Source organism: Vibrio profundi, assembly GCF_005281835.1.
In the GTDB taxonomy this organism is placed as follows: Bacteria; Pseudomonadota; Gammaproteobacteria; order Enterobacterales; family Vibrionaceae; genus Vibrio; species Vibrio profundi.
In genome coordinates this window covers 294,873-317,807 of sequence record NZ_RZIS01000001.1, presented here as the reverse complement: position 1 = coordinate 317,807, position 22,935 = coordinate 294,873, and the positions used below count along the sequence as shown (strand labels likewise).

Genomic DNA, 22,935 nt, shown 5'->3' with positions numbered 1-22,935 from the left:
GCAAAAAAGCCTGCAAATGCAGGCTTTTTTATTGCTACTTGGTCAGTGACTAAGGCGTGTAGTACGTCGCCGCACCAGGACCTACAGGTAGACCAAATACAAATACCCAAGCGTAGAACAAGATACTCCAACCAACCATAAATACGATTGAGTAAGGAAGCATTGTCGCAATCAAAGTACCAATACCTAAGTTCTTCATGTAACGAGTCGCTACCGCTAAGATCAAGCCGAAGTAGCTCATCATAGGGGTAATGATGTTCGTTGTTGAGTCACCGATACGGTAAGCCGCTTGAATCGTTTCAGGAGCGTAACCTACTAGCATTAGCATTGGAACGAAGATAGGCGCTGTAACAGCCCACTGTGCCGATGCAGAACCGATCATTAAGTTGATGAAGCCACACATTACGATGAAAGCGAAGAACAGCATAGGACCAGTCAGACCGATCTCTTGCAGGAAGCTTGCGCCCGCAACTGCGAATACTTGACCGAAGTTAGTCCACTTAAAGAACGCAACGAACTGAGCAGCGAAGAATACAAGTACGATGTACATGCCCATTGAAGACATAGACTTCGACATTGCATCAATCACATCGCGATCAGTCTTCATTGTGCCAACCACTTTACCGTAAACAAAACCCGGTACAGCGAAGAACACAAAGATGAACGCTACGATACTCTTAAGGAATGGAGAACCTGAAACGGTACCAGCAGCTGAACGTAATACGCCATCTTCAGGAACGATAGTCCATGCTAGAAGTGCGCTTACAGCTAGAACAGCAAGACCAGCCAGTTTTAAACCTTTCTTCTCTACAGCAGTTAGTTTGCCCATAGAGTCGTTAGATAGGTCTTCAGACGCCTCTTCATCGTTGTATTTGCCTAACTTAGGCTCAACAATCTTCTCAGTTACGAATGCACCCGTAATTGCGATGAAGAAAGTCGAAACAAACATGAAGTACCAGTTTGATTCAGGACCAACTGTGTAGCTTGGATCGATCATTTGAGCAGCTGTTTCTGTAATACCAGAAAGTAGCGGATCAACTGTACCGATTAGAAGGTTTGCAGAATAACCACCAGATACACCAGCAAATGCAGCAGCCAGACCAGCTAGTGGGTGACGACCTAATGAGTGGAATAGCATTGCAGCTAGTGGGATTAGTACTACGTAACCTAGCTCAGATGCTGTATTAGAGATAATACCAGCAAATACTACGGTTACCGTAACCATGCGCTGAGAAGCACCCATTACCATGCCGCGCATAGCAGCAGACAGTAAACCAGAGTGTTCAGCAATCGCTACACCTAACATAGCAACCAGTACGGTGCCTAAAGGAGCAAAGCCAACAAAGTTTTTCACTAGGTTAGTAACGATTAGTTGTAAGCCTTCTGCATTCAGTAAGCTTACGACGTGGATCATACCATCCGCAGCACGACCGTTTGCACCTTCTGGGCGAGGATCCATTACAGATACTTCAAAGTAACCAGCAATACCTGATGAAACTAGGATTGCCACACAGAAGATGGCGAAAAGAGTAATTGGGTGGGGTAAAAGGTTCCCCAAATATTCAACCGCGTCTAGAAAGCGAGTAAAGATTGGTTTCTTCGGCGAGTTTTGTTTAATCGAAGCAGATGAACTCATCTGTTCCCTCCTTGTAGTTATTCCTGCGTATATGTGACAAAACTGTCACAAAACGGGCGCAGAGTACTCGAGAAAAAGAACAAAGAAAAGTCAAACATGTAACAAACATTTACCAACTGCGGTATTTTTAGCCAATTATTGATATTTTTATAGAGTTATCATTCACATATGAACAATAACTCAGAATAATTAACAACAAAATAACATTCGGTAGATAAATATCAGAACGTTAACGTTGTACCGCTTTGAAGCGTGGGTTGGACTTACAGATGACATACAGTCGCCCTCTTCGTTTGACTATCTGACAGTCACGATGACGGTTTTTTGCGCTTTTTAGTGAGCTTAATACTTTCATTGTTATCCCCTATTTGACCATTTTTCCAAATCGGCGAGTAAAGTTAGCCATACGACCTTCTTTACTTACCACTCGCTGTTTACCTGTATAAAACGGATGCGACTCAGAAGACACATCGAGCGTGAAGTACGGATAAGTTTTTCCATCTTTCCACTCTATTGTTCTATCCGTCTTTAATGTTGAGCCAATAACAAAGTATTCGTCGACGCTTGTGTCATGAAATACAACTGGGCGATATTCAGGGTGAATTCCGTCTTTCATAATGTCCTCATTAATTTGTGAAACGTTATAACATAACAAATGATAACCATTATCAATTAAAAGTAAAGACGTAAAATGTGCTACCTTTGGTCCAATCTCGTTAAACAGCGCCTTTTCTAATGTATTCAATAGAACCAATTGGGCATATTCAAAGCCCATTTAAAGAAAAATTCGCCGTACCAAGGCAGCCAAGGCTAACTCCAAGCGCCACTTCTCGTATTCAACTGTTAGGCAACAGCAATTCTCCAGAGGCTATACGTGGAATCGAGCAATTCAGTCACTTATGGCTATTATTTCTCTTTGATCAAAATATCGAAGCAGGCTGGAAACCGACAGTTCGCCCTCCTCGCCTAGGCGGAAACGAGCGCATTGGTGTATTTGCTTCAAGGGCAACCTTTAGGCCAAATGCTATTGGCATGTCGGCCGTAGAGCTGAAAGGCGTTTCACAGAAGGGCAATCAAACATGGCTAGAGTTAGGCAGTGCCGATCTGGTCGATGGCACACCTATCATAGACATCAAACCATACATCCCTTACTCAGATTCAATCCCGGATGCGATTGGTGGTTTTGCCAATGAAGAGCCCAAAACCTTAGACGTTAATTTCAGTGAGCTAGCCATCAAGAAACTGAACAACCACCCAACTGCTCACCAAGTAATTCAAGTTATTAAAGAAGTGTTAGCGCAAGATCCCCGCCCCGCTTATAAGAAAGGCAAGCCCGACAATAAGGAATATGCGGTAAATTTGTTCGATCTTAACGTGAAATTCGTAGTTGAGCCGCTTTTCATCAATGTAACTGACATTGAGCGCTTTTGAGATCCCAAATAGGCTGATATTATATGCGGCTATATCGGATTTACTGCCGCCAATAGCCGCAGTAAGTTTACTTTTATTAATGATGAAACGGATACCATAGAATGCGTACCAGTAACTATCTTCTTTCTACTCTGAAAGAGACTCCAAACGACGCAGAAGTTATCAGCCACCAGCTGATGCTACGTGCAGGTATGATCCGTAAGCTAGCTTCAGGTTTATACACTTGGCTACCTACCGGTCTGCGTGTACTGCGTAAAGTCGAAAACATCGTTCGCCAAGAGATCGATAATGCAGGTGCAGTTGAGACTTTAATGCCCGTAGTGCAGCCGTTTGAGCTATGGGAAGAGACTGGTCGTAGCGAAAAAATGGGCCCAGAACTACTGCGCTTTACTGATCGCCATTCTCGTCCGTTTGTTCTTAGCCCAACAGCTGAAGAAGTGATCACTAGCCTAGTTCGCAACGAAGTAAACTCGTACAAGCAACTACCGCTAAACCTCTACCAAATCCAAACTAAATTCCGTGATGAGCGTCGTCCACGTTTCGGCGTTATGCGTGCACGTGAATTCTCTATGATGGATGCGTACAGCTTCGACATCGACAAAGCAGGTCTAGAAAAGTCTTACCAAGCGATGCACGATGCTTACTGTAATGCATTCGACCGCATGGGTCTTGAGTACCGTCCAGTACTGGCTGACTCAGGCGCTATCGGTGGTAGTGGTTCTCAAGAGTTCCACGTACTAGCTGAAAGCGGCGAAGACCTAATCGCATTCTCTACAGAATCTGAATACGCAGCAAACATCGAGAAAGCTGAAGCACTAGCTCCAACTGAAGAAGCTGCTGCACCAACTCAAGAGATGGAGCTGGTTGATACACCAAACGCGAAAACTATCGCAGAATTGGTAGAGCAACACGGTCTAGCAATCGAGAAAACAGTTAAGACTCTATTCGTTAAAGCTTCTGATGAAGTAGATGCAGACATCATTGCTCTAATCATCCGTGGCGACCACGAACTGAACGAAGTGAAAGCGGAAAACCTTCCACAAGTTGCTGCTCCACTAGAGATGGCTTCTGAAGAAGAAATTCGTGCACTAGTTGGCGCTGGCCCAGGTTCACTTGGTCCTGTAGGCCTAGAGCTACCATTCATCGTTGACCGCTCTGTTGCTGTAATGAGCGACTTTGGCGCTGGTGCAAACGTAGACGGTAAGCACTACTTCGGTATCAACTGGGGTCGTGACGTTGAGCTTGCTCAAGTAGAAGACCTACGTAACGTAATCGAAGGCGACCTAAGCCCATGTGGTCAAGGTACACTTCAGCTTAAACGTGGTATCGAAGTTGGTCACATCTTCCAACTAGGTAACGTTTACTCACAAGCGATGAACTGTGGCGTGCTTGGTCCTGACGGTAAGAACGTTATCCTTGAGATGGGTTGTTACGGTATCGGTGTATCACGTGTTGTTGCTTCTGCAATCGAGCAGAACCATGACAAATACGGCATCATCTGGCCAGACGCACTAGCACCTTTCCAAGTGGCTATCGTTCCTATGAACATGCACAAGTCTGAAGAAGTTAAAGCAGCGGCTGAAAAGCTATACGCTGAACTAACAGCTATGGGTATCGAAGTACTATTCGATGACCGTAAAGAGCGTCCAGGCGTAATGTTCTCTGACATCGAGCTAATTGGTATCCCTCACACTATCGTGATCGGCGACCGCTCAATGAAAGAAGGTAACTTCGAGTACAAGAACCGTCGTGCTGGTACTAAAGAAGCGGTTGCGATCGATTCAATCGTTGAGCACGTGACTTCTCAATTTGCTAAATAAGCAAACTCTGTAATGTACGAGCTCTTGCAAAGCAAGTGATAAAAAGGCTGCCATCTGGCGGCCTTTTTTATATCTCCTATCTTTCCAAACCAAATGTAAATCAACGTCAGTTAATCCTCGGTTCATCTTTCAAGCCGTATATTAGTTTCATCAACTTATTCGACGCGTTTACCAGTGGAGGTATCGATGGATATCAAAAGCCTACTTAACCAAGCACTTAAGTCAGACCTTGTTAAACAAGGTACTCAGAAACTCTCACAAAGCTCATCTGGCCTAAGCAGTCTTGCACAAGGCAATAAAGGCAGCAGTAAAAGTACACTTGGCGCATTAGGTGCAGGAGCAGTTGGTGGCGGATTGCTGGGAGCTCTAATGGGCTCAAAGAAAACCAAGAAGATTGGCAAGAAAGCCGTGGGCATTGGTGGGGCAGCAGCACTAGGCGCGTTGGCATACAAGGTATATAACGATTACCAAGCTAAACAAGGCACGCCGGACTCTTCTCCACAAGCCACCTTTGATGAACAAGATTCAAACCATAACTTACTCATTCTACGTTCGATGATTGCAGCTTCAAAAGCGGATGGTCATGTGGATGAAGAAGAAATGGCAAAGATAGAACAAGCTGTCGAGAACATGGGTGCGGACTATCAACTAACCAAACTAGTCTCTGAAGAGCTGCACAAACCGCTCGATCCTAGCGAAATCGCTCAGCTCGCGACATCGCCTCAACAAGCCAGCGAGATCTACTTAGCCTCTTTAATTGTGGCCGATGAGCAGAACTTCATGGAAAAGGCTTACTTGAAAGAATTAGCGAAGCAACTCAACCTCGCAGAAGAAGTTACCTATCAACTGGAGCAACAAGTCGCCGGATAACTCAGATAAATCCTCTCACTTATTGAGCAAAGACAAACAAACTCTGTAATTAAACAGAACAGCTTTGTCTTTGTTTTTCTCAATGTGTATATTGAGAGCAGTTATCATTTAGTTAGGGTATAACCATGAAAGTATACGACTGTTGTGAGCTTGTCCGTGAACTGTATTCGAAGATAGGCAGCGGCGATCAAGGCTACATTCCTCAAGCCATCACCTGCGCAGTAAAAACCTTCAATGACATCGCAGCCGACGAAGCGTTACCAAAAGACGCTCGAGAACGTGCCGCTTTTGCTGCAGCCAACCTGCTGATTTCTGACTTTGAGGACTAACCAATGAACCTAGCTAACTTTGAGAAAATGGATCCTGTGATGCTGATGAGTATCGTTAACATGAAATTGCGGGATGATTTTGGTGGCGATTTAGATCGCGTCGTGAACTTCTACGATATAGACAAAGCAGCATTGCTCGCTAAGCTAAAATCGGCTGGTTTTGAGTTTCTTCCAGAAGCCAAGCAATTTAGATAATTTCCAAACAACCACAGATATTTCAAGGTCAGCTTAGTGCTGGCCTTTTTGTTTTCGCCTTCCACTAAAACAGAAAAGGACTCACGGAGCTCCCTTTAAAGTTTTTTCAAAGTAGATGAACGGAGTTCAGAAACTCACACTAAATTTACGCTAACAAACGAGTATGTGCCACACAGAAATTCGTTCACTATCTGGATAATACCGGCCAATAAGAAAGGCCCCAAAAGGGACCTTTTTAATTCTTTTTTCAAAGTGGATGAGCGAAGTTCACGGAGCTCACACGGAGTTTGCGTTAGCAAATGAGTATGTGCGACACAGAAATTCGTTCACTCTACGCAGAAAAAATTAAGCATAAACCGGTAGACGCTTACAGATTTCTAATACTTTTGCTTTTGTTGCTTCGATAACAGACTCATCGCCCATGTTATCTAGGATGTCACAGATCCAACCTGCTAGCTCTTTCGCGTCTGCTTCCGAGAAACCGCGACGAGTGATAGAAGGAGAACCGATACGGATACCTGACGTTACAAACGGGCTGCGTGGGTCGTTTGGTACTGAGTTCTTGTTTACTGTGATGTTTGCCGCACCTAGTGCTGCATCTGCTTCTTTACCTGTGATGTCTTTGTTGATTAGGTCAACTAGGAACAGGTGGTTCTCTGTAGAACCTGAAACGATGTTGTAACCACGCTCAAGGAATTCAGCAACCATTGCCTTTGCATTAGCAACTACGCGTGCTTGGTATTCTTTGAACTCTGGCTCTAGTGCTTCTTTGAACGCTACTGCCTTACCAGCGATAACGTGCATTAGAGGACCACCTTGGCCGCCAGGGAATACTGCTGAGTTCAGCTTCTTGTATAGGTCTTCACCTTCGTTAGAAAGGATAAGGCCACCACGTGGACCTGCTAGCGTTTTGTGTGTAGTCGTTGTTACTACGTGAGCGTGTGGAACTGGGTTCGGGTATACGCCTGCAGCGATTAGACCCGCAACGTGTGCCATATCTACGAAGAAGTAAGCACCTACTTTGTCAGCGATTTCACGCATGCGTGCCCAATCACAAACTTGAGAGTAAGCAGAGAAACCACCGATGATCATCTTAGGCTTATGTTCTACAGCTAGCGCTTCCATCTCTTCGTAATCGATTTGACCTTTCTCGTCGATACCGTAAGGAATGATGTTGTACAGTTTACCAGAGAAGTTTACTGGTGAACCGTGAGTCAAGTGACCACCGTGTGCAAGGCTCATACCTAAAACTGTATCGCCAGCGTTAAGAAGTGCCATGTATACAGCATTGTTCGCTTGAGAACCTGAGTGAGGCTGTACGTTAGCGTATTCCGCGCCAAATAGTTCACATGCACGTTCAATTGCTAGAGTTTCAACTTTGTCTACGTACTCACAACCACCGTAGTAACGCTTACCTGGGTAACCTTCAGCATACTTGTTAGTAAGCTGAGAACCTTGAGCTTCCATTACACGTGGGCTAGTGTAGTTTTCTGAAGCGATAAGTTCGATGTGCTCTTCCTGACGAAGAGTTTCTTCTTGGATAGCTGCGAATAGATCCGCATCGTAATCAGCAATGTTCATGTCACGCTTAAGCATCTGTATCTCCTGACTCAGATTGTACTGAAAGTTTCAAAAAAACCACACAACGACCGAAAGCAAACGTTTTCGTCACCGTTTTGATGTGACGCATTCTACATAATTTGATCTTGGTCATAAAGAGCTAATTGCAATTTTCTCATGCAGTTTTTTCATAATGACTAATAAGGTTTGTCATGGTTGTGCGACTTGTCGCATTGATGGAAAACCTTACTGTCAATTTTACGCTTTACACCCTGTAAAACGCAGATTACATAGATTTACCTTAATTTTATGCCTCTAGCTACCGAAAACATCAACTTTTCTCTACTATGCTCGCCATTATTGGCTAGTTAATTATTAAATCGATGGAAAAACACTCACGTAAAGAAGATTGGATGGCAATTCTTACTGGAACCTTTCTAGTGGCTCAAGGTGTCTTCTTTTTACAGTCTGCCGATCTGCTGACAGGCGGCACTACGGGCTTGGCATTATTATTTAGCCAATTTACGCCATTATCCTTTGGTGTGCTCTATTTTCTTGCTAATTGCCCTTTCTATTTATTGGCATGGAAACGCTTTGGCCGTCGATTTGCATTCAACAGTGCCATTTCCGGCGCTTTAGTCTCTATCTTTGCCGATCATCTATATCTAGTGATTTCGCTTGATGCAATTAACGAGATTTACTGTGCGATTGCTGGCGGGTTATTAATGGGGTTAGGCATGTTAATACTGTTTAGACATCGTTCTAGCCTAGGCGGCTTTAATGTACTGTGTCTGTTCATCCAAGACCGCTACGGTATCTCGGTAGGCAAAACCCAAATGGCGATCGACTGCTGCATTCTATTTGCGTCCTTCTTCTTCGTATCGCCTTGGATTATTGCGGTATCTATCCTTGGGACAGTCGCACTCAACATTGTACTCGCGATGAATCACAAGCCAACGCGATATTCAGTAAGCTATACATCTTAACTCATAACTCGCTTTCAACAATTTCTAGCTGTTTTTGATGGGTAAAACAGCTAGAATCCCGCTTTTATAAGCTATAGTCCTTTCTATGAAAGATTACCTGTCTGCCGCCAAACACGCTCATACCTCCATTAACATTGAAGGGTTAGAGTTCAACCCAGAAACTCGCACCTTGAGTCATAATGGGCAAGTAATCGACCTAGAACCACGCTCAGTTGAGTTACTAGAACTCTTCCTGACGAGTGTTGGAGAGCCTCTCTCTGCCGACACCATCATTGAGTCGGTTTGGCAAAGTAACTTTATCTCAAAAAATGTCCTGACCAACCGCATCAGCACGTTACGCTCAATCATACAGAAATCTCTGCCCGATTCTGATGCCACCAAAATACTCGTTACGTACCCGCGTAAAGGCTATTACTTCAATGCAAGCTCTGTCAGTTTGGATAACCACCAAGAATCACCGTCACCAGAAAGCGCCCCTGTTCCTAGCACACCTTCAAAAGCAAATCTGGTGCTCTGTGCCCTATTGGCTATTTCACTCACGTGTACCGCCATCGTCAGCTACCTGTATTGGACCTCTTCAAGCAACACCGCATCGCTTATGGATGAACAACGCTTGATCCCAAAAGTCGAACTCCTATTAAACCGAGTCGACGCAATCGGGGAAAATGCACGTAAGCACCGCAGTATCGTCAAAGCTGTACTCTTGCAGCAGCAAATTGAATACGCTTTTACCGATATCGCGAATCAAGATGCGCCGAGTTACTTTCTAGATCCAATCGACAGCTCCCCTTTCTTCCCTGGCGCTAAGAATATGCGAACCAGTGATTACCTCGTCAATATTCAATTGAAAGACCGAGAAGTCGACAGTCGCCTTTCAGCAAAAATCAGTTTGCTTTACCCAAGTTCAGGCAAACTCGCTTTCCGTGGAATTTACTCGATAGACGTCAGTGACATTGCAGATAGCCTGATGGCCATCAATAAAGATCTGGCTCACTATTTCACTTTGCCAGAGCCAAGCGAAACAGCATGGTCTGCAAACACATCGAAAGTGATGCCTTTGTTAGCTCAACAGTCACTCGACATTGATAGCATTCCTTTGGATGAAATGACCGCTACGTTACTGGCTCGACACTTGGTGTTATTTGAAACCGATAAACAGAAACTCATCCAATTCACCAACAGAATTCAGGCGCACTTTTCTCGTACTCCCGATGAACTCACCCTATGGCTCGGCATGATCAGTTTTAAGGTCCGAGATCTCACATCCGCTCGTGAATTTCTGACTACCCCTGCTGGTAACTCTCGAATAGAAAACGCGCTGGTCTATATGGTGATTTCCCATATTGCCTATAAACAAGGAAACATGGATAAATTCAGACTGAATTACATGGAGTCACTGGTCGCACTGTTACGTGTCGTTCCATCAGAAGCACTCTTTGATAGGCTCTCTCAACCAGAATCTGAAGCGACTTGTTTACAGCCTTGGCAAAGTCTAAAACTCAGTGTGAAGGATCCAATCATCCTCAAACAATGGGAAAATTTAATGCTCGATTACTGTCATTCCGTTGGACTTCAAATTTCGAAACCAAGCAGCAGTACGTTTTAAATTAGAGATAAAATTTATTTAAAAACAAAGACCTAAATATAAATTAAACTTTTATTTAATTTCATTCTTTGCCCTATTCTCCAGCAAAAACCTAACATTCCTGGCAATCCAAATCTGGCACTCACGCCATTCACTCGTCAGGAATGTTTACATGAATAAAGCTCTTGCTATCGTCGCTACTTCAGTTATCGCCCTCCATGGTTGTGGGGGCGACAGTGGATCTTCAACAGGTATTGATACCGATAAATCGTCTGGTTCCAACAGTTTCGATTTCCCTATAAAAGGCTCTAATTTTTCGCCAGAAAAACTGTCTTTTCTCTCTTACAAGACTTACCAAGATGGTGAAGAAAACGAGGAAATACGTTTCGCTTATTCATCGATAAGCACAACAGATCTACTAACTCGCCTCCAAGATGAACTCGACCAAGCGCAGATCAACGGCTCTGAAGAAGCCACTGATATAACTAAGCTCAAACGCTGGGTGGAAGACAAACAAAACCAAGGTTCAGAGCACTTTTTCGGTCTCGATACATATGTGTTTGGTGAAGACCCAGAGTTCAGTGTTTTGTATCAAGGTGGAGATGACTTCACGCATCTCGTCGACAGCAGCATCGAAGTGAGCAAAGAACACAATAAAGACTTATTTGTTACTAACCCTTTATTCAAACACTCGGGCACCGCAGTAAAACAAAAGGACCCGAACCTCGATATTAGTCACAACTCAATACAAAGAGAGCTTAATACCAGCGCAGGGCAATTAGCCGATCTACTTGATGTTTTTTATCCTAATGGTGTTGATGACCTTGGCCCAGAAGATACGCAATGTCGCCTTGTCTGGAGCCAACAAATCAAAGAAAACGGCCAACGAGTCTCCGTGTCCATTCAGGGAAAAAGCATCGAAACGGCTTATCTAGGTGTCGAAAATTACTACAACGTTAGCTGCGGTGACTATGGCACTACAGATTTCAAACTCAATACCGAGATTTGGTTTAACCCAAGCTTTGGTCTTGTGAAACAAATTGAACTTACTGAGAAAAATAACATCCAACTCCATGAAGAAGTAATGTCACTACATTCATTTACTTTTAACAACGGATAGGATAATGACAGACGACGAGTTCCAAGCCTTAAAAGATGTTATCAAGCCGCTTTCCCAAGCGCGGTTGAAGGCACTTTTGCACGCAGTAAAACGTGAAGAAGATAAGCTCAATGAGTTTTCTTATGACGGGTTACTCACTGAGCAGGAACTGGATCTGTTGCAGCAAGTCTCAACGGACTAAAAAAATAAGCTTTGAACCGTCAGCCTTAGCCTCAGGTTCAAAGCTTTACTCGCATAGGGGGGCGAGTATTACTCTATCAAGAGAATCTTAGTTTCGTACGGTCGTAGAGTGATTTGGGTTGATACAGGCATTTCACTTTCAGCATAATTTCCCAAGAGCAGTTTAGCTCGAATCAAATTAATACCTGCTGGTAGCTCAACACTGCACTCATCCGCGTAGTAGTTATTCAAACAAATCAGCGTTTGAGTCGCCGTTTGTCTTTGGTATGCAAATACCGCTTCATGCTCAGGCAACAAATCAGTGTAATCACCATCAGTGATCACCGCGACTTCCTTTCTCAGCTCTATTAGACGCTTGTAAAAATGAAAAACAGAATCATCATCTTGCACCGCTTGTTCTGCGTTTATCTCTTTATAATTTGCCGCCACATCCAACCAAGGCTGCTCTTTTGAGAATCCGGCAAATGCAGAACTGTTCCACTGCATTGGAGTACGAGAGTTATCACGAGATTTCTGAGACAAAATATCCATCATCTCTTGGTGGCTTGTACCTTGCTCGTTCACCATAAGTTGGTACATATTGGTGCTTTCAACGTCACGATATTGCTCAATGTTAGTGTAGCCAGGATTAGTCATGCCAATCTCTTCACCTTGATAAATGTAAGGTGTGCCTTGCATCATATGCACCGAAGCCGCTAGCATTTTCGCTGACTCCACACGGTATTGTTTGTCATCACCGAGACGACTCACCACTCTTGGTTGGTCATGATTACACCAGAACAAGGCACCCCACCCTTTACCATTCAACCCAGTTTGCCAATGGTTAAAGATGGACTTGAGTTGTAGGAAGTCAAAAGGTGCATTTGTCCATTTCTCACCATTGGTATAATCCACTTTAAGGTGATGAAAGTTGAAGACCATCGATAACTCAGAATTATCCAAGTTGGAATATTGCTGGCAATGTTCAAGTGTCGTGGAAGACATTTCGCCTACGGTCACGCTGCCATATTTCTGAAAAACAGCTTCGCTAATTTCCTGCAAGTACTCATGTACGCGTGGGCCGTCGGTGTAAAAACGACGCCCGTCACCGATATCATCATTAGCATAATCTTGTTGTTTAGAAATGAGGTTAATTACATCTAAACGGAATCCATCAACGCCTTTTTCTGCCCAGTAGCTGATGATCTCTTTCACTTCATCGCGAACTTTCGGGTTTTCCCAATTCAGATCGGCTTGTTCTTTAGCAAAAAGGTGCAAGTAATACTGACCAGTGGCTTGATCCAACTCCCATGCATTTCCGCCAAACTTTGATTGCCAGTTGGTTGGAGCGTCTCCATCAACAGGATCTTTCCAAATATAGTAATCACGGTAAGGGCTTTGTTTATCACCCAATGCAGATTGGAACCACTCATGTTGAGTCGAAGTGTGGTTCACCACGATATCCATCACAATGCGGATACCACGCTGATGCGCCTCTGCTAACAATAAGTCGAAATCGGCCATGGTACCGAATTCTGGGTTAATCGCGTAGTAGTCCGAAATATCATAGCCGTTATCGATCATTGGCGATTGATAAACAGGGGTCAGCCAAATCGCGTCTACGCCTAAAGTCTTTAAATAATCCAGCTTAGAAATAATGCCTTTAATATCACCAGAGCCTTGCGAGCCGCTATCACAAAAGCTCTTTGGGTAGATTTGGTAAATCGTGGCCGTTTTCCACCACAATGCATCTTTCTCTTGAATCGTCATGTCTACTTACTCTTACTAAAATCAAAGCGGAGTGGCGAAAGCCACCACTCCAAAAGTTATGTTTTTATTTAGGTGTACAACTAACCGTTAGTTAGCACTTACTGCCGTTAATTCACCCTTTGCTTGTGCGCGCTTGTAGAAGAACAGCGTCAGTACTGCGGGAAGAACAATCGCAACTAACATAGCAATCAGGTAAATAGACCAATATTGAGGCTGAATCGATAAGATGCCTGGTAGGCCACCTACACCGATACCATTTGCCATAACTCCAGCACCGCCACAGATTGCCGCCGCAACTGCACTACCGATCATTGCGCTTAACATTGGGAATTTGTATTTCAAGTTAATGCCGTACATCGCTGGCTCTGTGACGCCTAGGTAGGCAGAAATCGCTGCAGGAACTGAGATATCACGTTCACCTTCGCGTTTGCTCAGAATGATAATGCCGACAACTGCGGATGCCTGAGCGATATTAGACAATGCAATAAGTGGCCAGATTGGCGTACCGCCTAGCTCTTGCATCAACTGCAGATCCACAGCATTAGTTGTGTGGTGAATACCCGTAATAACCAGTGGTGCGTATAGGAAACCAAACAGCATTGAACCAATAATTGCGAAATCACCTGTCATTGCCGCTTTCGCTGCGAACGCAACGCCATCGCCTAGTACACGGCCAAATGGGCCAATAAAAGCGTGAGCAAGAATCACTGACAGAATGATAGAAACAAATGGCACGACAACTAAGTACAAGTAAGCAGGAACGATTCGCTTCAAGTTCGTTTCAATAAACGCGAGTGCAACACCTGCCAGCATGGCTGGAATCACTTGAGCTTGATACCCAACTTTCTCGATAACAAAGAAGCCAAAGTCCCATACTTCAGGGGCAGCTTTACCTATCATGTAGGCATTCATTAACTGCGGAGAAACCAGAGTCACACCTAAAGTGATACCTAAAATTGGGGTACCACCCAGTTTTTTCACGGTTGCCCAACAAACGCCGACAGGCAGGAAGAAGAAGATCGCTTCACCAATCAACCAAAGAAAAGAGTGAACCGTCGCCCAAAACTGGCTGATTTCGACTAAGGTTTTTCCATCGAACATGCGAATGTCACCAATCACATTACGGAAACCTAGAATCAAACCACCAGTGATGATTGCAGGGAGCAGCGGTACAAAAATTTCGGCTAAATGGGAGATGCCGCGCTCAAGGATATTCATGTTTTGGCGAGCAGCCAACTTCGCCTCATCTTTCGATGATTCTTGCTTACCCGTCAGCTCAATAAGGACCTTGTATACTTCATCAACTTCAGTACCAACCACCACTTGAAATTGACCAGCGTTTGTAAAACAGCCTTTCACTAAGCTGAGCTTTTCTAGCTCACCGGTATTCGCTTGATCGGTATCATTAAGAACAAAACGCAAACGAGTCAAACAGTGACTCACGCTTGCGATGTTTTCACTACCGCCGACTAGCTCTATAAGACGCGCAACGTCTTGCTTCGCAATCTTACTCATACTTTCCCCACCCTGGTTCTTAATTAATCTTACCACCCAGATCTATGCCATCCGGATTTTCATCAAATATAAATGGGAACATTCCCATAAGTTGGTTGTTATATTGCCTAAGTGATAATTAAATTAAAATGGGAACAGTCCCATTAATTGAAAGAGATCACAGTCTAATTTTAATTCACTTTGTAATTAATGAGTTAAGTTTCAGGTTTTATAAGATTGGATTTTGAGTATGATGCGTCACGCCACACTGACCAGAAAGCTGGGAGATCAATAAGTTAGCAGCCAGCTCACCAGCAGCTTGGTAACCTGGATCTATGCTATAAATTTTCGGAAATAGGAAAGACAATAAGTCGTTGCCTCCGACGCCGGTTACCGCAATATCTTCGCGCTGAAGTTCTTGCAAACGCTTAATCACCCCAAGCGCTAATGTATCACTCGCGCAAACAATCGCTTGAGTATCTTCAGTGATCACTTTATCAACTAACTGATAAGCACTTTCATGGTGTAGCTGCCCAGTTTGGTAGTTCGGCTCTTGATTCACCTGCTCACACCACTTCAGATAAGAGCTCAAACGCAACTCACCAGTAGATTTATCGCTAGGGTCAACGCCAATAAAGGCAATATTGGAAAGGTCTTGTTCTGTGAGGTAATGAAGCGCATTCGCAATCACACCCTCGTTGTCATAATTGATCGAGGTGACATTTTCTGTATCCAGCGCAACTACTACCGCTTTATGTTGCCACGTCTCTATACTTGCAATGTCACAATCGGTAAAGCCAAATACAATCACGCCATCTACATTACGTTTTTTCAAAACTTGTAAGTGATCGTTGGTTTTATCGCGATCAAATTGGCTCTCCATGATCACCACATCGTAGCCAGCGGCATACAATTGATTAAGCATGGTACCCACTGCTTTGTTCTCCGAAGGAGAGTCCAAACGCGAAATGATCACACCGATAACTTTTTGACTGCCACCACGCATCGACTGCGCAGACTTTGATGGCACATACCCAGATTCTTGTATGACTCGCTCTACTTTCTCACGTGTCGCTGGTTTGACTTTAGGATCATTGGTCAAAACTCGGGATACCGTTGATTTACCAACGCCCGACAATTTTGCGATATCAAGAATAGTGAGTTTTTTGCTCATAAAGGCCTGAATAGTCTGAAAAGGAAATAAAAAAGTGAGGGTATGAAACCCTCACTTAGAATAACAACAAAAATGGGTACGATCATCAAGGTTACAGGTGGCAATTCTTGTAAATCACGCGACCTAGCTCTAAACGAGCTTTTTCACCTTTGGTATGCAGTGTCACGCTGTTAAGCAACTCTGCCGTTCCATCATCCAAAATGTATTTAGTGCCTGAGCCAGCTGCAACCTGAACCAAGCGGTATTCATGTTGAGGTAAGCGAAGCACCGCTTTACCGTCATTAAGATATGCTACTTCAAAAGAACTATTAGATTCACACTGATAGCGAGTAAATTTGCCGTCGGGAATAGAATCACCAACACTTGCAGATTGGGAGCACCCCATTACTAACAATGAACCTAAAGAAGCAAACAACCAAGTCATTTTCATACTCTGCTCCTAATGTTTCTTTAAAACTCTATTTAGCGAATAGCCAGTTTATGCTTTCAAATACGCTGGTACGTCTTTAATGCTGTCTAAAACAACACTTGCTAGTGCTTCACCTTTCTCAGTGACCGGTTTACCCGTTCTCACCAATACTTTGGTACCAACTCCAGCGGCTTCTGCTGCCATCATATCTTCAGCTTTATCGCCGATCATGACAGAGTTAGCCATATCAATTTTCAGAAAGTCACGAGCGGAAATGAACATACCTGGTTTAGGTTTACGGCATTCACAGTCTTGTTTGTAATCACCGATACCGTGTTCAGCATGGTGTGGGCAGTAATAAATACCGTCTAACTCCACGCCATTATCGACAAAGTTCCAATCCATCCACTGCGTTAACGATAGGAAGCGATCTTCACTGAACATACCACGAGCAATACCAGACTGATTGGTTACCAATACCAGTAAGTAACCCATGTCTTTAAAAGCTTTAGCCGCTTCAAAAACACCCTCTATATACTCAAAGTCATGCTCATCGTGAACATAGCCATGATCGACGTTAATCACGCCATCACGATCCAAAAAAACAGCCGGTTTTGACAAAATTCGATTCTCAGTCAACTTTCTATAATCATTAATTATTACACGCTTTATTTCCTTCATCACTATCTAATTACCTTTTAGACGTCTAGACGTAAAAATATCTATTGACTTAGATCACGTAACGCCATAGCATCAACTGCAAATAGAGATATGACTCGACATTTTATTCTGTTCTCCCTGCACAGGTAATTCCATGATTAAAGTTAATCAAGTAAACAAGGTTTTCTATCAAGGCACTAAGGAAATCAATGCCTTAATAGACATCAACCTACATATACCGCAAGGCACTATCTTTGGGGTAATCGGCTCTTCAGGTGCAGGGAAAAGCACGCTGATTCGCTGTGTAAACATGTTAGAAGCACCAACAAATGGTGAAGTTATTGTCGACGGTGTCGACCTCACTAAGCTGTCAAAATCAGAGCTAAGTGAAGCTCGCCGTAACATCGGGATGATTTTTCAGCACTTCAATTTGTTGTCTTCTCGTACAGTTTTTCACAATGTAGCGCTACCTCTAGAGCTAGCAGGCAAAGATAAATCTGCTATTGAAACTAAGGTATCAGAGCTTTTGAAACTGGTTGGATTAGCGGACAAACGCGACACCTACCCAGCGAATTTAAGTGGCGGTCAAAAGCAACGTGTTGCGATTGCGCGAGCACTAGCTTCAGATCCGAAAGTGCTACTATGTGATGAAGCAACCAGTGCTCTTGATCCAGCAACCACTCAATCAATCCTAGAACTGCTACGCGAAATCAACCGCAAGCTAAACATCACTATGTTGCTTATCACTCACGAAATGGATGTCGTAAAAAGCATCTGTCATGAAGTAGCGATCATTGGTGGTGGTGAATTGGTAGAAAAAGGAACGGTTGGCGAGATCTTTGCTCACCCGAAAACGGAACTGGCGCACGAATTCATTCGTTCAACATTAGACCTATCGATTCCAGAAGATTACCAAGTTCGCTTGCAAGAAACCCGAGTTGAAGGCAGTTATCCACTCGTCCGCCTAGAGTTCACAGGCGCGACGGTTGATGCACCTCTGATGACGCAAATTGCGCGTAAATTCAATATCGACGTAAGCATCTTAAGCTCAGATCTTGATTACGCCGGCGGCGTGAAATTCGGCATGATGGTGGCCGAGCTATTTGGTAATGAGCAAGACGACAATGCAGCCATCGAATTCTTACGCGAGCACAATGTAAAAGTAGAGGTACTAGGTTATGTCCTTTAGTTTCAAAGAAGTCACTGAGTGGCTAAGCCTTAACGGTAACCTACTGCTAGGTGCAACTTGGGAAACACTTTACATGGTTGCGGTAGCAGGCATCGTTGGCTTTGCTGTAGGTATTCCACTTGGCGTGATTTTACACACGACTAAAAAGGGTGGCCTGCTAGAAAACACCAAAGTAAACAGCATACTAGGTGCAGTTGTGAACGTGGGTCGTTCCGTTCCCTTCCTAGTGTTAATGGTGGCGATTATCCCATTAACTAAAATGCTAATTGGCACATTTATCGGTACAACTGCGGCTATCGTGCCACTCACAATTGGAGCTATCCCATTCGTTGCTCGCTTAATTGAAAGTGCATTGCTAGAAGTACCTACCGGGCTTGTAGAAGCAGCTCAATCAATGGGGGCAACGCCAACGCAAATTATCAATAAGGTACTGCTTCCTGAAGCACTACCTACCATCGTTAACTCAGTGACGATCACGCTTGTGACTTTAGTAAGTTACTCAGCAATGGCAGGCACTGTTGGCGGCGGCGGTTTAGGTGATGTAGCCATTCGTTACGGCTTCCACCGCTACGATGTCACAATCATGGCAGTCACTGTAGTGATGCTGATTGTGCTTGTACAAATTATTCAGTCTATCGGTGACGCAATCGTGCGCCGAGTAGACCACAGATAGCCATTCGCTTACGAACGTATTGCATCTGAACAAATACATAAGTTTATAAAAAGGAGATTGTTATGAAATTTAACCTTAAAGGTTTACTGACTATCGCAGCGGCTGCATCTGCTCTAGTTCTAGCTGGCTGCGGTGAGAAAGAAGCAGACACTTCAAAAGTTAAAGTTGGCGTTATGGCTGGCGCAGAAGCTCAAGTTGCTGAAGTTGCAGCAAAAGTAGCGAAAGAACAATACGGCCTAGACGTTGAGCTAGTGACTTTCACTGACTACGTTACGCCAAACGCAGCACTAGACGATGGCTCTATCGACATCAATGCTTTCCAACACGCGCCGTACTTAGACCAACAAGTTGCAGACCGTGGCTACAAGCTAACGATCGCGGGCAACACGTTTGTTTACCCTATCGCGGGTTACTCAAAGCAAGTTAAATCTATTGACGAAATCCAAGATGGCGCTCGCATTGCAGTACCAAATGACCCAACAAACCTAGGTCGTTCACTTCTTCTTCTTGAGCAACAAGGTCTCATTGAACTTCGTGACGGTGCTGACCTTCTAGCAACAGTTCGTGACATCGTTGGTAACCCTAAGAACATCACGATTGTTGAACTGGATGCGGCTCAACTTCCTCGCTCTCTAGATGATGTTGCTCTGTCAATCATCAACACAACTTACGCAAGCTCAATTAACCTTACTCCACAAAAAGACGGTATTTTCGTTGAAGACAAAGAGTCTCCATACGTAAACCTAATCGTTGCACGTGAAGACAACAAAGATGCTGAAAACGTACAAAACTTCGTTAAAGCATACCAAACTGAAGAAGTGTACAACGCTGCTTCAGAAATCTTCCAAGGTGGCGTAGTAAAAGGTTGGTAATTCCAACTCTTTTCTAACCAAACCATTAAGGGCTGACAATGTGTCAGCCCTTTTTCATTTATATTAGCCGAACATTACCACCAAGCTTCTACCTGCATACCAACACTTACTTCGCTATCTTTGCCTTCGCCAAACGCATCATTATTCTTGGCATCATTGAGATAAGAAGCAAATATTCTGAACTCTGGACGTGCCCAAAAACCAACTTTTGGTACCCAAGCCTGAGCGAGCGTGAATTTGCTACCCGCGCCATCTTGATTATCGATGCTTTCAACAAAGCCACCGATTTCAACTACAGTACGCATTTTTTCATCCCACTTATATAGTGGGCGAATGACGGCACTAAAAGATTCGTCGCTACTATTATTTGAGCCCACGTCAGAGGCAACGGCATAACGAATTGTGTGGCCGAACTCGACATCTTCGCCAATCGATACAACACCCCAGTTTATCACTCGGAAACCTTCAGCATTATTGTTATCCGCATTACGCACTAACCCTTTACCCGTACCATACGTGGTCATTTGTTCTGCGTATCCAGAGTTCGCGAGTTGAAGAATCGTTTTATTGAAACCATTGGAAAGCCCTTGATTTAAACTCGCTGTCATCAATACGCTATCGTCAGCATCAATGGATTGACCTTGTTTTTCTTTGCCAAAGTTTACGTCAATCCCCACTTCCAAATCGGCTTTATTCCAAAGTTCAATTCCTGCATATCGAATATCTGCAATCATTGCCGTGGTCTCTTGGCCATCGTCAATATCACCAGCGACGGTATCCTGAATCAATGCGACTGATAACTTTCCAGGTCCCATATTGATATGCTCCACGCCACCACCGATACCACTCACATCCCAGTAATAGTTATCGATGATATGCACATCGTGACGCTGATAGTAACGCTCCCCCGCCCATATCGTCGCATCTTTATCATCAAACAGCCCTGTAGCCTGAATGTTCAATTGCACAACGTCCACATTGCGGTCTTTAGAAAGTTCATCTTGACCTTCCCAATATGCCAGCATGGAATCAATCAAAAACGTTGCTTCTTCATCTGCATACAATTCTTTCTTGAATCCGAATTCTCCGTAAAGATCGTTCTCGTTCCCTAGGCGGCCAACTTTGTTTACCTCCCATTTACTGTTTGAACCCCCATAATTGCTCAGCCCCACGCCTCCACGCATGTAACCATTAAATTCTAGAGGTGCGGTCTCGGCATATACACCAGATGAAAGTAACACCGTCGATAGAGCTGCAGCAGTAGGTAACAATTTCATAATCCATTCCTTTCAGACTAATATTCATATCCACCCCAAGATGGGAACCTTCCCATGGGAACGATCCCATTTATATTGTGAATATTATAAATTGGAAGAATGTAAGTAAATTAGTGTGAGCTGGATAACTATTAGTACTGGTTAAATTTGATGCAGGTAGGATTAATTAGCTGAATAGTTATAGCGAAGATAAAGGTTTCTGAATGGGATAGTACTGAAAAATAGTGCAGTGAAAGAGAGCACCGAAAAGTGTGCTCTCTGATATAAGAATCCATATTAAATTACTTAATATGATCCCAAGACATGTTCGATACGATTCGGCAATCATCACACTTAAAGTGGAAGATATCGTGTAGAGGCTCTTCTAGAAGCCATTCACCGCCGCATTTAGGGCACTTACGCGCCTGCTCATCAGCTAGGCTTTTACCACCTACTCGATACTGATAGTAGTAGGTGGGCACTTTAGACAAAAATTCGATACGACCTCGTAAATCCCACCCGCGTTTGAAAAGCACACTGTCAGCATCGCAAATCTCATGCAGAGCTGCATGTTCAGCACGACAGCCACCAGCCATCTGAATTTCATCACATGCTTGCCACTCGGTTTGCCACTTCACTACCGCTTTATGATCGCCATTAGATGTCGGCTCATTTCGGTATAATGGGATCGGCAACAAGGTCTCTCCGCTTCGCAGTGGAGAGCACGTATGAACATAGGTGGTGTACAGAACTTGCCAACTTGGCGTTTCCTCTTCCGCGACTTCTTCTGAGTTCAAATCTCTGCCAAGCATGCGCATTTTCGGCGCAAGTAAGCTCGCTTCAGACAAACGCTCAAAACAAACGTTAACAAAATCCGAGTGATTTCTTGGGTGCAAGCTGTCTTGTTCAGGGCATACGACTCGAACAAAAAACTCGCCCTCTCCCATCACAATCGGAAACTCGCGACCAAGTACTTGCCCGTTGTAACGTAAAGCATCCATCAAACCATTAACGGCTTTATCAACCGCACTAACGGTCGTGTTATCGAAACATTCAAATTGTAATTCTACTACGTACATTTGCTTATACCGCTGGCTCTAACTGTTCAAGAAACTCTGCCAAAGTTGGTGCCAGAACATCGCGGTTGCTAGTACCCAAGCGCTCTAAAATGACGTTACCAGTAAGATTACAAATTGAGATCACGTCCAGTTCAGCATCAGTTGCTGCAATAAAAACGGTAGGCTTTAACTTTAAGCGACGTTGCGTCACAAGGTGGCCTAGAATGTTTTCTTGTAGGCATTCGAAGTCTTCATCACTCCAAATCTGAAGCAAAGTCAGCTCATTGCCTTGATAAGTTGCATTCATATCGGCGCTGTATTGCACACCATAAAACGTTTTAATATCGTCATGCAGTGTCAATTCAATGCCTGTTTCAACATTACTAAAATCAGCGTGTTGTTCACGAGGGAAGCTCTTCCATAGCACCGCATCACCACTTTTTTCTTCTACGCATGGTGACACAACGTCCACCAACTCCTCGTTACGCGGTAGGGTTTGGTGCTGTTCCTGCCACATATCAACGTAACGCTGACTAAAAGAAAACAGTGCATCTTGGGCACATTGAGTCATGAAAATCTCCTAACGCAATAATATTAAATGGAATCTTTCACCTTTCTGCATCTACCGAGCGATGACTTAATGACACAGTAAAAGGGATTCAGTAAAATTGGCCCCATTCTAATCGAAT

General features: G+C 43.9%; 24 protein-coding genes. 12 read left to right on the top strand and 12 right to left on the bottom strand.

Annotated elements, in window-relative coordinates; genetic code table 11:
• Positions 1–49: 49 nt before the first annotated feature.
• The 3 genes from ELZ11_RS01430 to ELZ11_RS01420 form a co-directional block, all read right to left on the bottom strand.
• Entirely contained in the window at positions 50–1,636 is a 1,587-nt protein-coding gene (locus tag ELZ11_RS01430; protein WP_137355590.1) for an AbgT family transporter, read from the bottom strand.
• A gap of 229 nt (positions 1,637–1,865) precedes the next feature.
• On the bottom strand, positions 1,866–1,991 hold the full coding sequence (gene ykgO, locus ELZ11_RS01425; RefSeq protein ID WP_137355589.1) for a type B 50S ribosomal protein L36: 126 nt from the start codon (positions 1,989–1,991) through the stop codon (positions 1,866–1,868).
• Positions 1,992–2,000: 9 nt separating this feature from the next.
• Positions 2,001–2,252 (bottom strand): type B 50S ribosomal protein L31, encoded by a 252-nt coding sequence (locus tag ELZ11_RS01420; protein ID WP_137355588.1) that lies wholly within the window; start codon positions 2,250–2,252, stop codon positions 2,001–2,003.
• 119 nt (positions 2,253–2,371) lie between these two features.
• On the opposite strand from ELZ11_RS01420, the gene tsaA reads away from it, so the two are divergent.
• From tsaA to ELZ11_RS01395, 5 genes are all read left to right on the top strand, one after another.
• Positions 2,372–3,067 carry a tRNA (N6-threonylcarbamoyladenosine(37)-N6)-methyltransferase TrmO gene (gene tsaA / locus ELZ11_RS01415; RefSeq protein WP_137355587.1) on the top strand — a complete coding sequence of 232 codons (696 nt, stop codon included), beginning with the start codon at positions 2,372–2,374 and terminating at the stop codon, positions 3,065–3,067.
• A 101-nt stretch (positions 3,068–3,168) separates the two neighbouring features.
• On the top strand, positions 3,169–4,887 hold the full coding sequence (locus ELZ11_RS01410; RefSeq protein ID WP_137355586.1) for a proline--tRNA ligase: 1,719 nt from the start codon (positions 3,169–3,171) through the stop codon (positions 4,885–4,887).
• Between the two features lie 186 nt (positions 4,888–5,073).
• Positions 5,074–5,757 (top strand): tellurite resistance TerB family protein, encoded by a 684-nt coding sequence (locus ELZ11_RS01405; RefSeq protein WP_137355585.1) that lies wholly within the window; start codon positions 5,074–5,076, stop codon positions 5,755–5,757.
• Positions 5,758–5,882: 125 nt separating this feature from the next.
• A complete protein-coding gene (locus tag ELZ11_RS01400; RefSeq protein ID WP_137355584.1) occupies positions 5,883–6,086 on the top strand; it encodes a YaeP family protein in 204 nt (67 codons plus the stop codon).
• Positions 6,087–6,089: 3 nt separating this feature from the next.
• Positions 6,090–6,281 (top strand): DUF4250 domain-containing protein, encoded by a 192-nt coding sequence (locus ELZ11_RS01395; RefSeq protein ID WP_137355583.1) that lies wholly within the window; start codon positions 6,090–6,092, stop codon positions 6,279–6,281.
• Positions 6,282–6,626: 345 nt separating this feature from the next.
• On the opposite strand, the gene glyA is transcribed toward ELZ11_RS01395, so the two are convergent.
• Positions 6,627–7,877 (bottom strand): serine hydroxymethyltransferase, encoded by a 1,251-nt coding sequence (gene glyA / locus ELZ11_RS01390; protein WP_137355582.1) that lies wholly within the window; start codon positions 7,875–7,877, stop codon positions 6,627–6,629.
• A 347-nt stretch (positions 7,878–8,224) separates the two neighbouring features.
• Between glyA and ELZ11_RS01385 the strand changes: the two genes are divergently transcribed.
• From ELZ11_RS01385 to ELZ11_RS23715, 4 genes are all read left to right on the top strand, one after another.
• Positions 8,225–8,827 (top strand): YitT family protein, encoded by a 603-nt coding sequence (locus ELZ11_RS01385; protein ID WP_137355581.1) that lies wholly within the window; start codon positions 8,225–8,227, stop codon positions 8,825–8,827.
• 85 nt (positions 8,828–8,912) lie between these two features.
• Positions 8,913–10,433 (top strand): winged helix-turn-helix domain-containing protein, encoded by a 1,521-nt coding sequence (locus ELZ11_RS01380; RefSeq protein WP_137355580.1) that lies wholly within the window; start codon positions 8,913–8,915, stop codon positions 10,431–10,433.
• A gap of 151 nt (positions 10,434–10,584) precedes the next feature.
• The gene (locus ELZ11_RS01375) at positions 10,585–11,532 is read left to right on the top strand and encodes a hypothetical protein (protein WP_137355579.1); all 948 of its coding nucleotides are present in this window, start codon (positions 10,585–10,587) and stop codon (positions 11,530–11,532) included.
• A 4-nt stretch (positions 11,533–11,536) separates the two neighbouring features.
• Positions 11,537–11,713 (top strand): hypothetical protein, encoded by a 177-nt coding sequence (locus ELZ11_RS23715; RefSeq protein WP_167494610.1) that lies wholly within the window; start codon positions 11,537–11,539, stop codon positions 11,711–11,713.
• 68 nt (positions 11,714–11,781) lie between these two features.
• On the opposite strand, the gene treC is transcribed toward ELZ11_RS23715, so the two are convergent.
• From treC to gmhB, 5 genes are all read right to left on the bottom strand, one after another.
• Complete coding sequence (gene treC, locus ELZ11_RS01370; RefSeq protein WP_137355578.1) at positions 11,782–13,461, bottom strand: alpha,alpha-phosphotrehalase; 1,680 nt, start codon at positions 13,459–13,461, stop codon at positions 11,782–11,784.
• A gap of 87 nt (positions 13,462–13,548) precedes the next feature.
• Positions 13,549–14,976 (bottom strand): PTS trehalose transporter subunit IIBC, encoded by a 1,428-nt coding sequence (treB, locus tag ELZ11_RS01365; protein WP_137355577.1) that lies wholly within the window; start codon positions 14,974–14,976, stop codon positions 13,549–13,551.
• A 208-nt stretch (positions 14,977–15,184) separates the two neighbouring features.
• On the bottom strand, positions 15,185–16,129 hold the full coding sequence (treR, locus tag ELZ11_RS01360; protein ID WP_137355576.1) for a trehalose operon repressor TreR: 945 nt from the start codon (positions 16,127–16,129) through the stop codon (positions 15,185–15,187).
• A 91-nt stretch (positions 16,130–16,220) separates the two neighbouring features.
• Positions 16,221–16,559, bottom strand: coding sequence for an MliC family protein (locus tag ELZ11_RS01355; RefSeq protein WP_137355575.1), 339 nt, complete (start codon positions 16,557–16,559; stop codon positions 16,221–16,223).
• A gap of 48 nt (positions 16,560–16,607) precedes the next feature.
• Positions 16,608–17,159, bottom strand: coding sequence for a D-glycero-beta-D-manno-heptose 1,7-bisphosphate 7-phosphatase (gmhB, locus tag ELZ11_RS01350; RefSeq protein WP_137355574.1), 552 nt, complete (start codon positions 17,157–17,159; stop codon positions 16,608–16,610).
• A 193-nt stretch (positions 17,160–17,352) separates the two neighbouring features.
• Between gmhB and metN the strand changes: the two genes are divergently transcribed.
• The 3 genes from metN (at position 17,353) to ELZ11_RS01335 (ending at position 19,932) form a co-directional block, all read left to right on the top strand.
• Positions 17,353–18,387, top strand: coding sequence for a methionine ABC transporter ATP-binding protein MetN (metN, locus tag ELZ11_RS01345; RefSeq protein WP_137355573.1), 1,035 nt, complete (start codon positions 17,353–17,355; stop codon positions 18,385–18,387).
• Positions 18,377–19,060 carry a methionine ABC transporter permease gene (locus ELZ11_RS01340; RefSeq protein WP_137355572.1) on the top strand — a complete coding sequence of 228 codons (684 nt, stop codon included), beginning with the start codon at positions 18,377–18,379 and terminating at the stop codon, positions 19,058–19,060. Before metN ends, ELZ11_RS01340 begins: the two co-directional genes overlap by 11 nt.
• 62 nt (positions 19,061–19,122) lie before the next feature.
• Positions 19,123–19,932 (top strand): MetQ/NlpA family lipoprotein, encoded by an 810-nt coding sequence (locus ELZ11_RS01335; RefSeq protein ID WP_137355571.1) that lies wholly within the window; start codon positions 19,123–19,125, stop codon positions 19,930–19,932.
• A 74-nt stretch (positions 19,933–20,006) separates the two neighbouring features.
• Here ELZ11_RS01335 and ELZ11_RS01330 read toward each other — a convergent pair whose 3' ends face one another.
• The 3 genes from ELZ11_RS01330 to syd form a co-directional block, all read right to left on the bottom strand.
• Positions 20,007–21,209, bottom strand: a complete 1,203-nt coding sequence (locus ELZ11_RS01330; RefSeq protein ID WP_137355570.1) for a carbohydrate porin — start codon at positions 21,207–21,209, stop codon at positions 20,007–20,009.
• A gap of 281 nt (positions 21,210–21,490) precedes the next feature.
• A complete protein-coding gene (locus ELZ11_RS01325; RefSeq protein WP_137355569.1) occupies positions 21,491–22,267 on the bottom strand; it encodes a Zn-ribbon-containing protein in 777 nt (258 codons plus the stop codon).
• A 4-nt stretch (positions 22,268–22,271) separates the two neighbouring features.
• Positions 22,272–22,817: a SecY-interacting protein gene (gene syd / locus ELZ11_RS01320; protein ID WP_137355568.1), complete on the bottom strand. Its 546-nt coding sequence runs from the start codon at positions 22,815–22,817 to the stop codon at positions 22,272–22,274.
• Between the last annotated feature and the right edge of the window lie 118 nt (positions 22,818–22,935).

Bases quoted from the DNA above. Each gene is read 5' to 3' on its own strand.
- ELZ11_RS01430 (WP_137355590.1), bottom strand. From the start codon at position 1,636: ATGAGTTCATCTGCTTCGATTAAACAAAACTCGCCGAAGAAACCAATC.
- ykgO (WP_137355589.1), bottom strand. From the start codon at position 1,991: ATGAAAGTATTAAGCTCACTAAAAAGCGCAAAAAACCGTCATCGTGAC.
- ELZ11_RS01420 (WP_137355588.1), bottom strand. From the start codon at position 2,252: ATGAAAGACGGAATTCACCCTGAATATCGCCCAGTTGTATTTCATGAC.
- tsaA (WP_137355587.1), top strand. From the start codon at position 2,372: ATGTATTCAATAGAACCAATTGGGCATATTCAAAGCCCATTTAAAGAA.
- ELZ11_RS01410 (WP_137355586.1), top strand. From the start codon at position 3,169: ATGCGTACCAGTAACTATCTTCTTTCTACTCTGAAAGAGACTCCAAAC.
- ELZ11_RS01405 (WP_137355585.1), top strand. From the start codon at position 5,074: ATGGATATCAAAAGCCTACTTAACCAAGCACTTAAGTCAGACCTTGTT.
- ELZ11_RS01400 (WP_137355584.1), top strand. From the start codon at position 5,883: ATGAAAGTATACGACTGTTGTGAGCTTGTCCGTGAACTGTATTCGAAG.
- ELZ11_RS01395 (WP_137355583.1), top strand. From the start codon at position 6,090: ATGAACCTAGCTAACTTTGAGAAAATGGATCCTGTGATGCTGATGAGT.
- glyA (WP_137355582.1), bottom strand. From the start codon at position 7,877: ATGCTTAAGCGTGACATGAACATTGCTGATTACGATGCGGATCTATTC.
- ELZ11_RS01385 (WP_137355581.1), top strand. From the start codon at position 8,225: ATGGAAAAACACTCACGTAAAGAAGATTGGATGGCAATTCTTACTGGA.
- ELZ11_RS01380 (WP_137355580.1), top strand. From the start codon at position 8,913: ATGAAAGATTACCTGTCTGCCGCCAAACACGCTCATACCTCCATTAAC.
- ELZ11_RS01375 (WP_137355579.1), top strand. From the start codon at position 10,585: ATGAATAAAGCTCTTGCTATCGTCGCTACTTCAGTTATCGCCCTCCAT.
- ELZ11_RS23715 (WP_167494610.1), top strand. From the start codon at position 11,537: ATGACAGACGACGAGTTCCAAGCCTTAAAAGATGTTATCAAGCCGCTT.
- treC (WP_137355578.1), bottom strand. From the start codon at position 13,461: ATGACGATTCAAGAGAAAGATGCATTGTGGTGGAAAACGGCCACGATT.
- treB (WP_137355577.1), bottom strand. From the start codon at position 14,976: ATGAGTAAGATTGCGAAGCAAGACGTTGCGCGTCTTATAGAGCTAGTC.
- treR (WP_137355576.1), bottom strand. From the start codon at position 16,129: ATGAGCAAAAAACTCACTATTCTTGATATCGCAAAATTGTCGGGCGTT.
- ELZ11_RS01355 (WP_137355575.1), bottom strand. From the start codon at position 16,559: ATGAAAATGACTTGGTTGTTTGCTTCTTTAGGTTCATTGTTAGTAATG.
- metN (WP_137355573.1), top strand. From the start codon at position 17,353: ATGATTAAAGTTAATCAAGTAAACAAGGTTTTCTATCAAGGCACTAAG.
- ELZ11_RS01340 (WP_137355572.1), top strand. From the start codon at position 18,377: ATGTCCTTTAGTTTCAAAGAAGTCACTGAGTGGCTAAGCCTTAACGGT.
- ELZ11_RS01335 (WP_137355571.1), top strand. From the start codon at position 19,123: ATGAAATTTAACCTTAAAGGTTTACTGACTATCGCAGCGGCTGCATCT.
- ELZ11_RS01330 (WP_137355570.1), bottom strand. From the start codon at position 21,209: ATGAAATTGTTACCTACTGCTGCAGCTCTATCGACGGTGTTACTTTCA.
- ELZ11_RS01325 (WP_137355569.1), bottom strand. From the start codon at position 22,267: ATGTACGTAGTAGAATTACAATTTGAATGTTTCGATAACACGACCGTT.
- syd (WP_137355568.1), bottom strand. From the start codon at position 22,817: ATGACTCAATGTGCCCAAGATGCACTGTTTTCTTTTAGTCAGCGTTAC.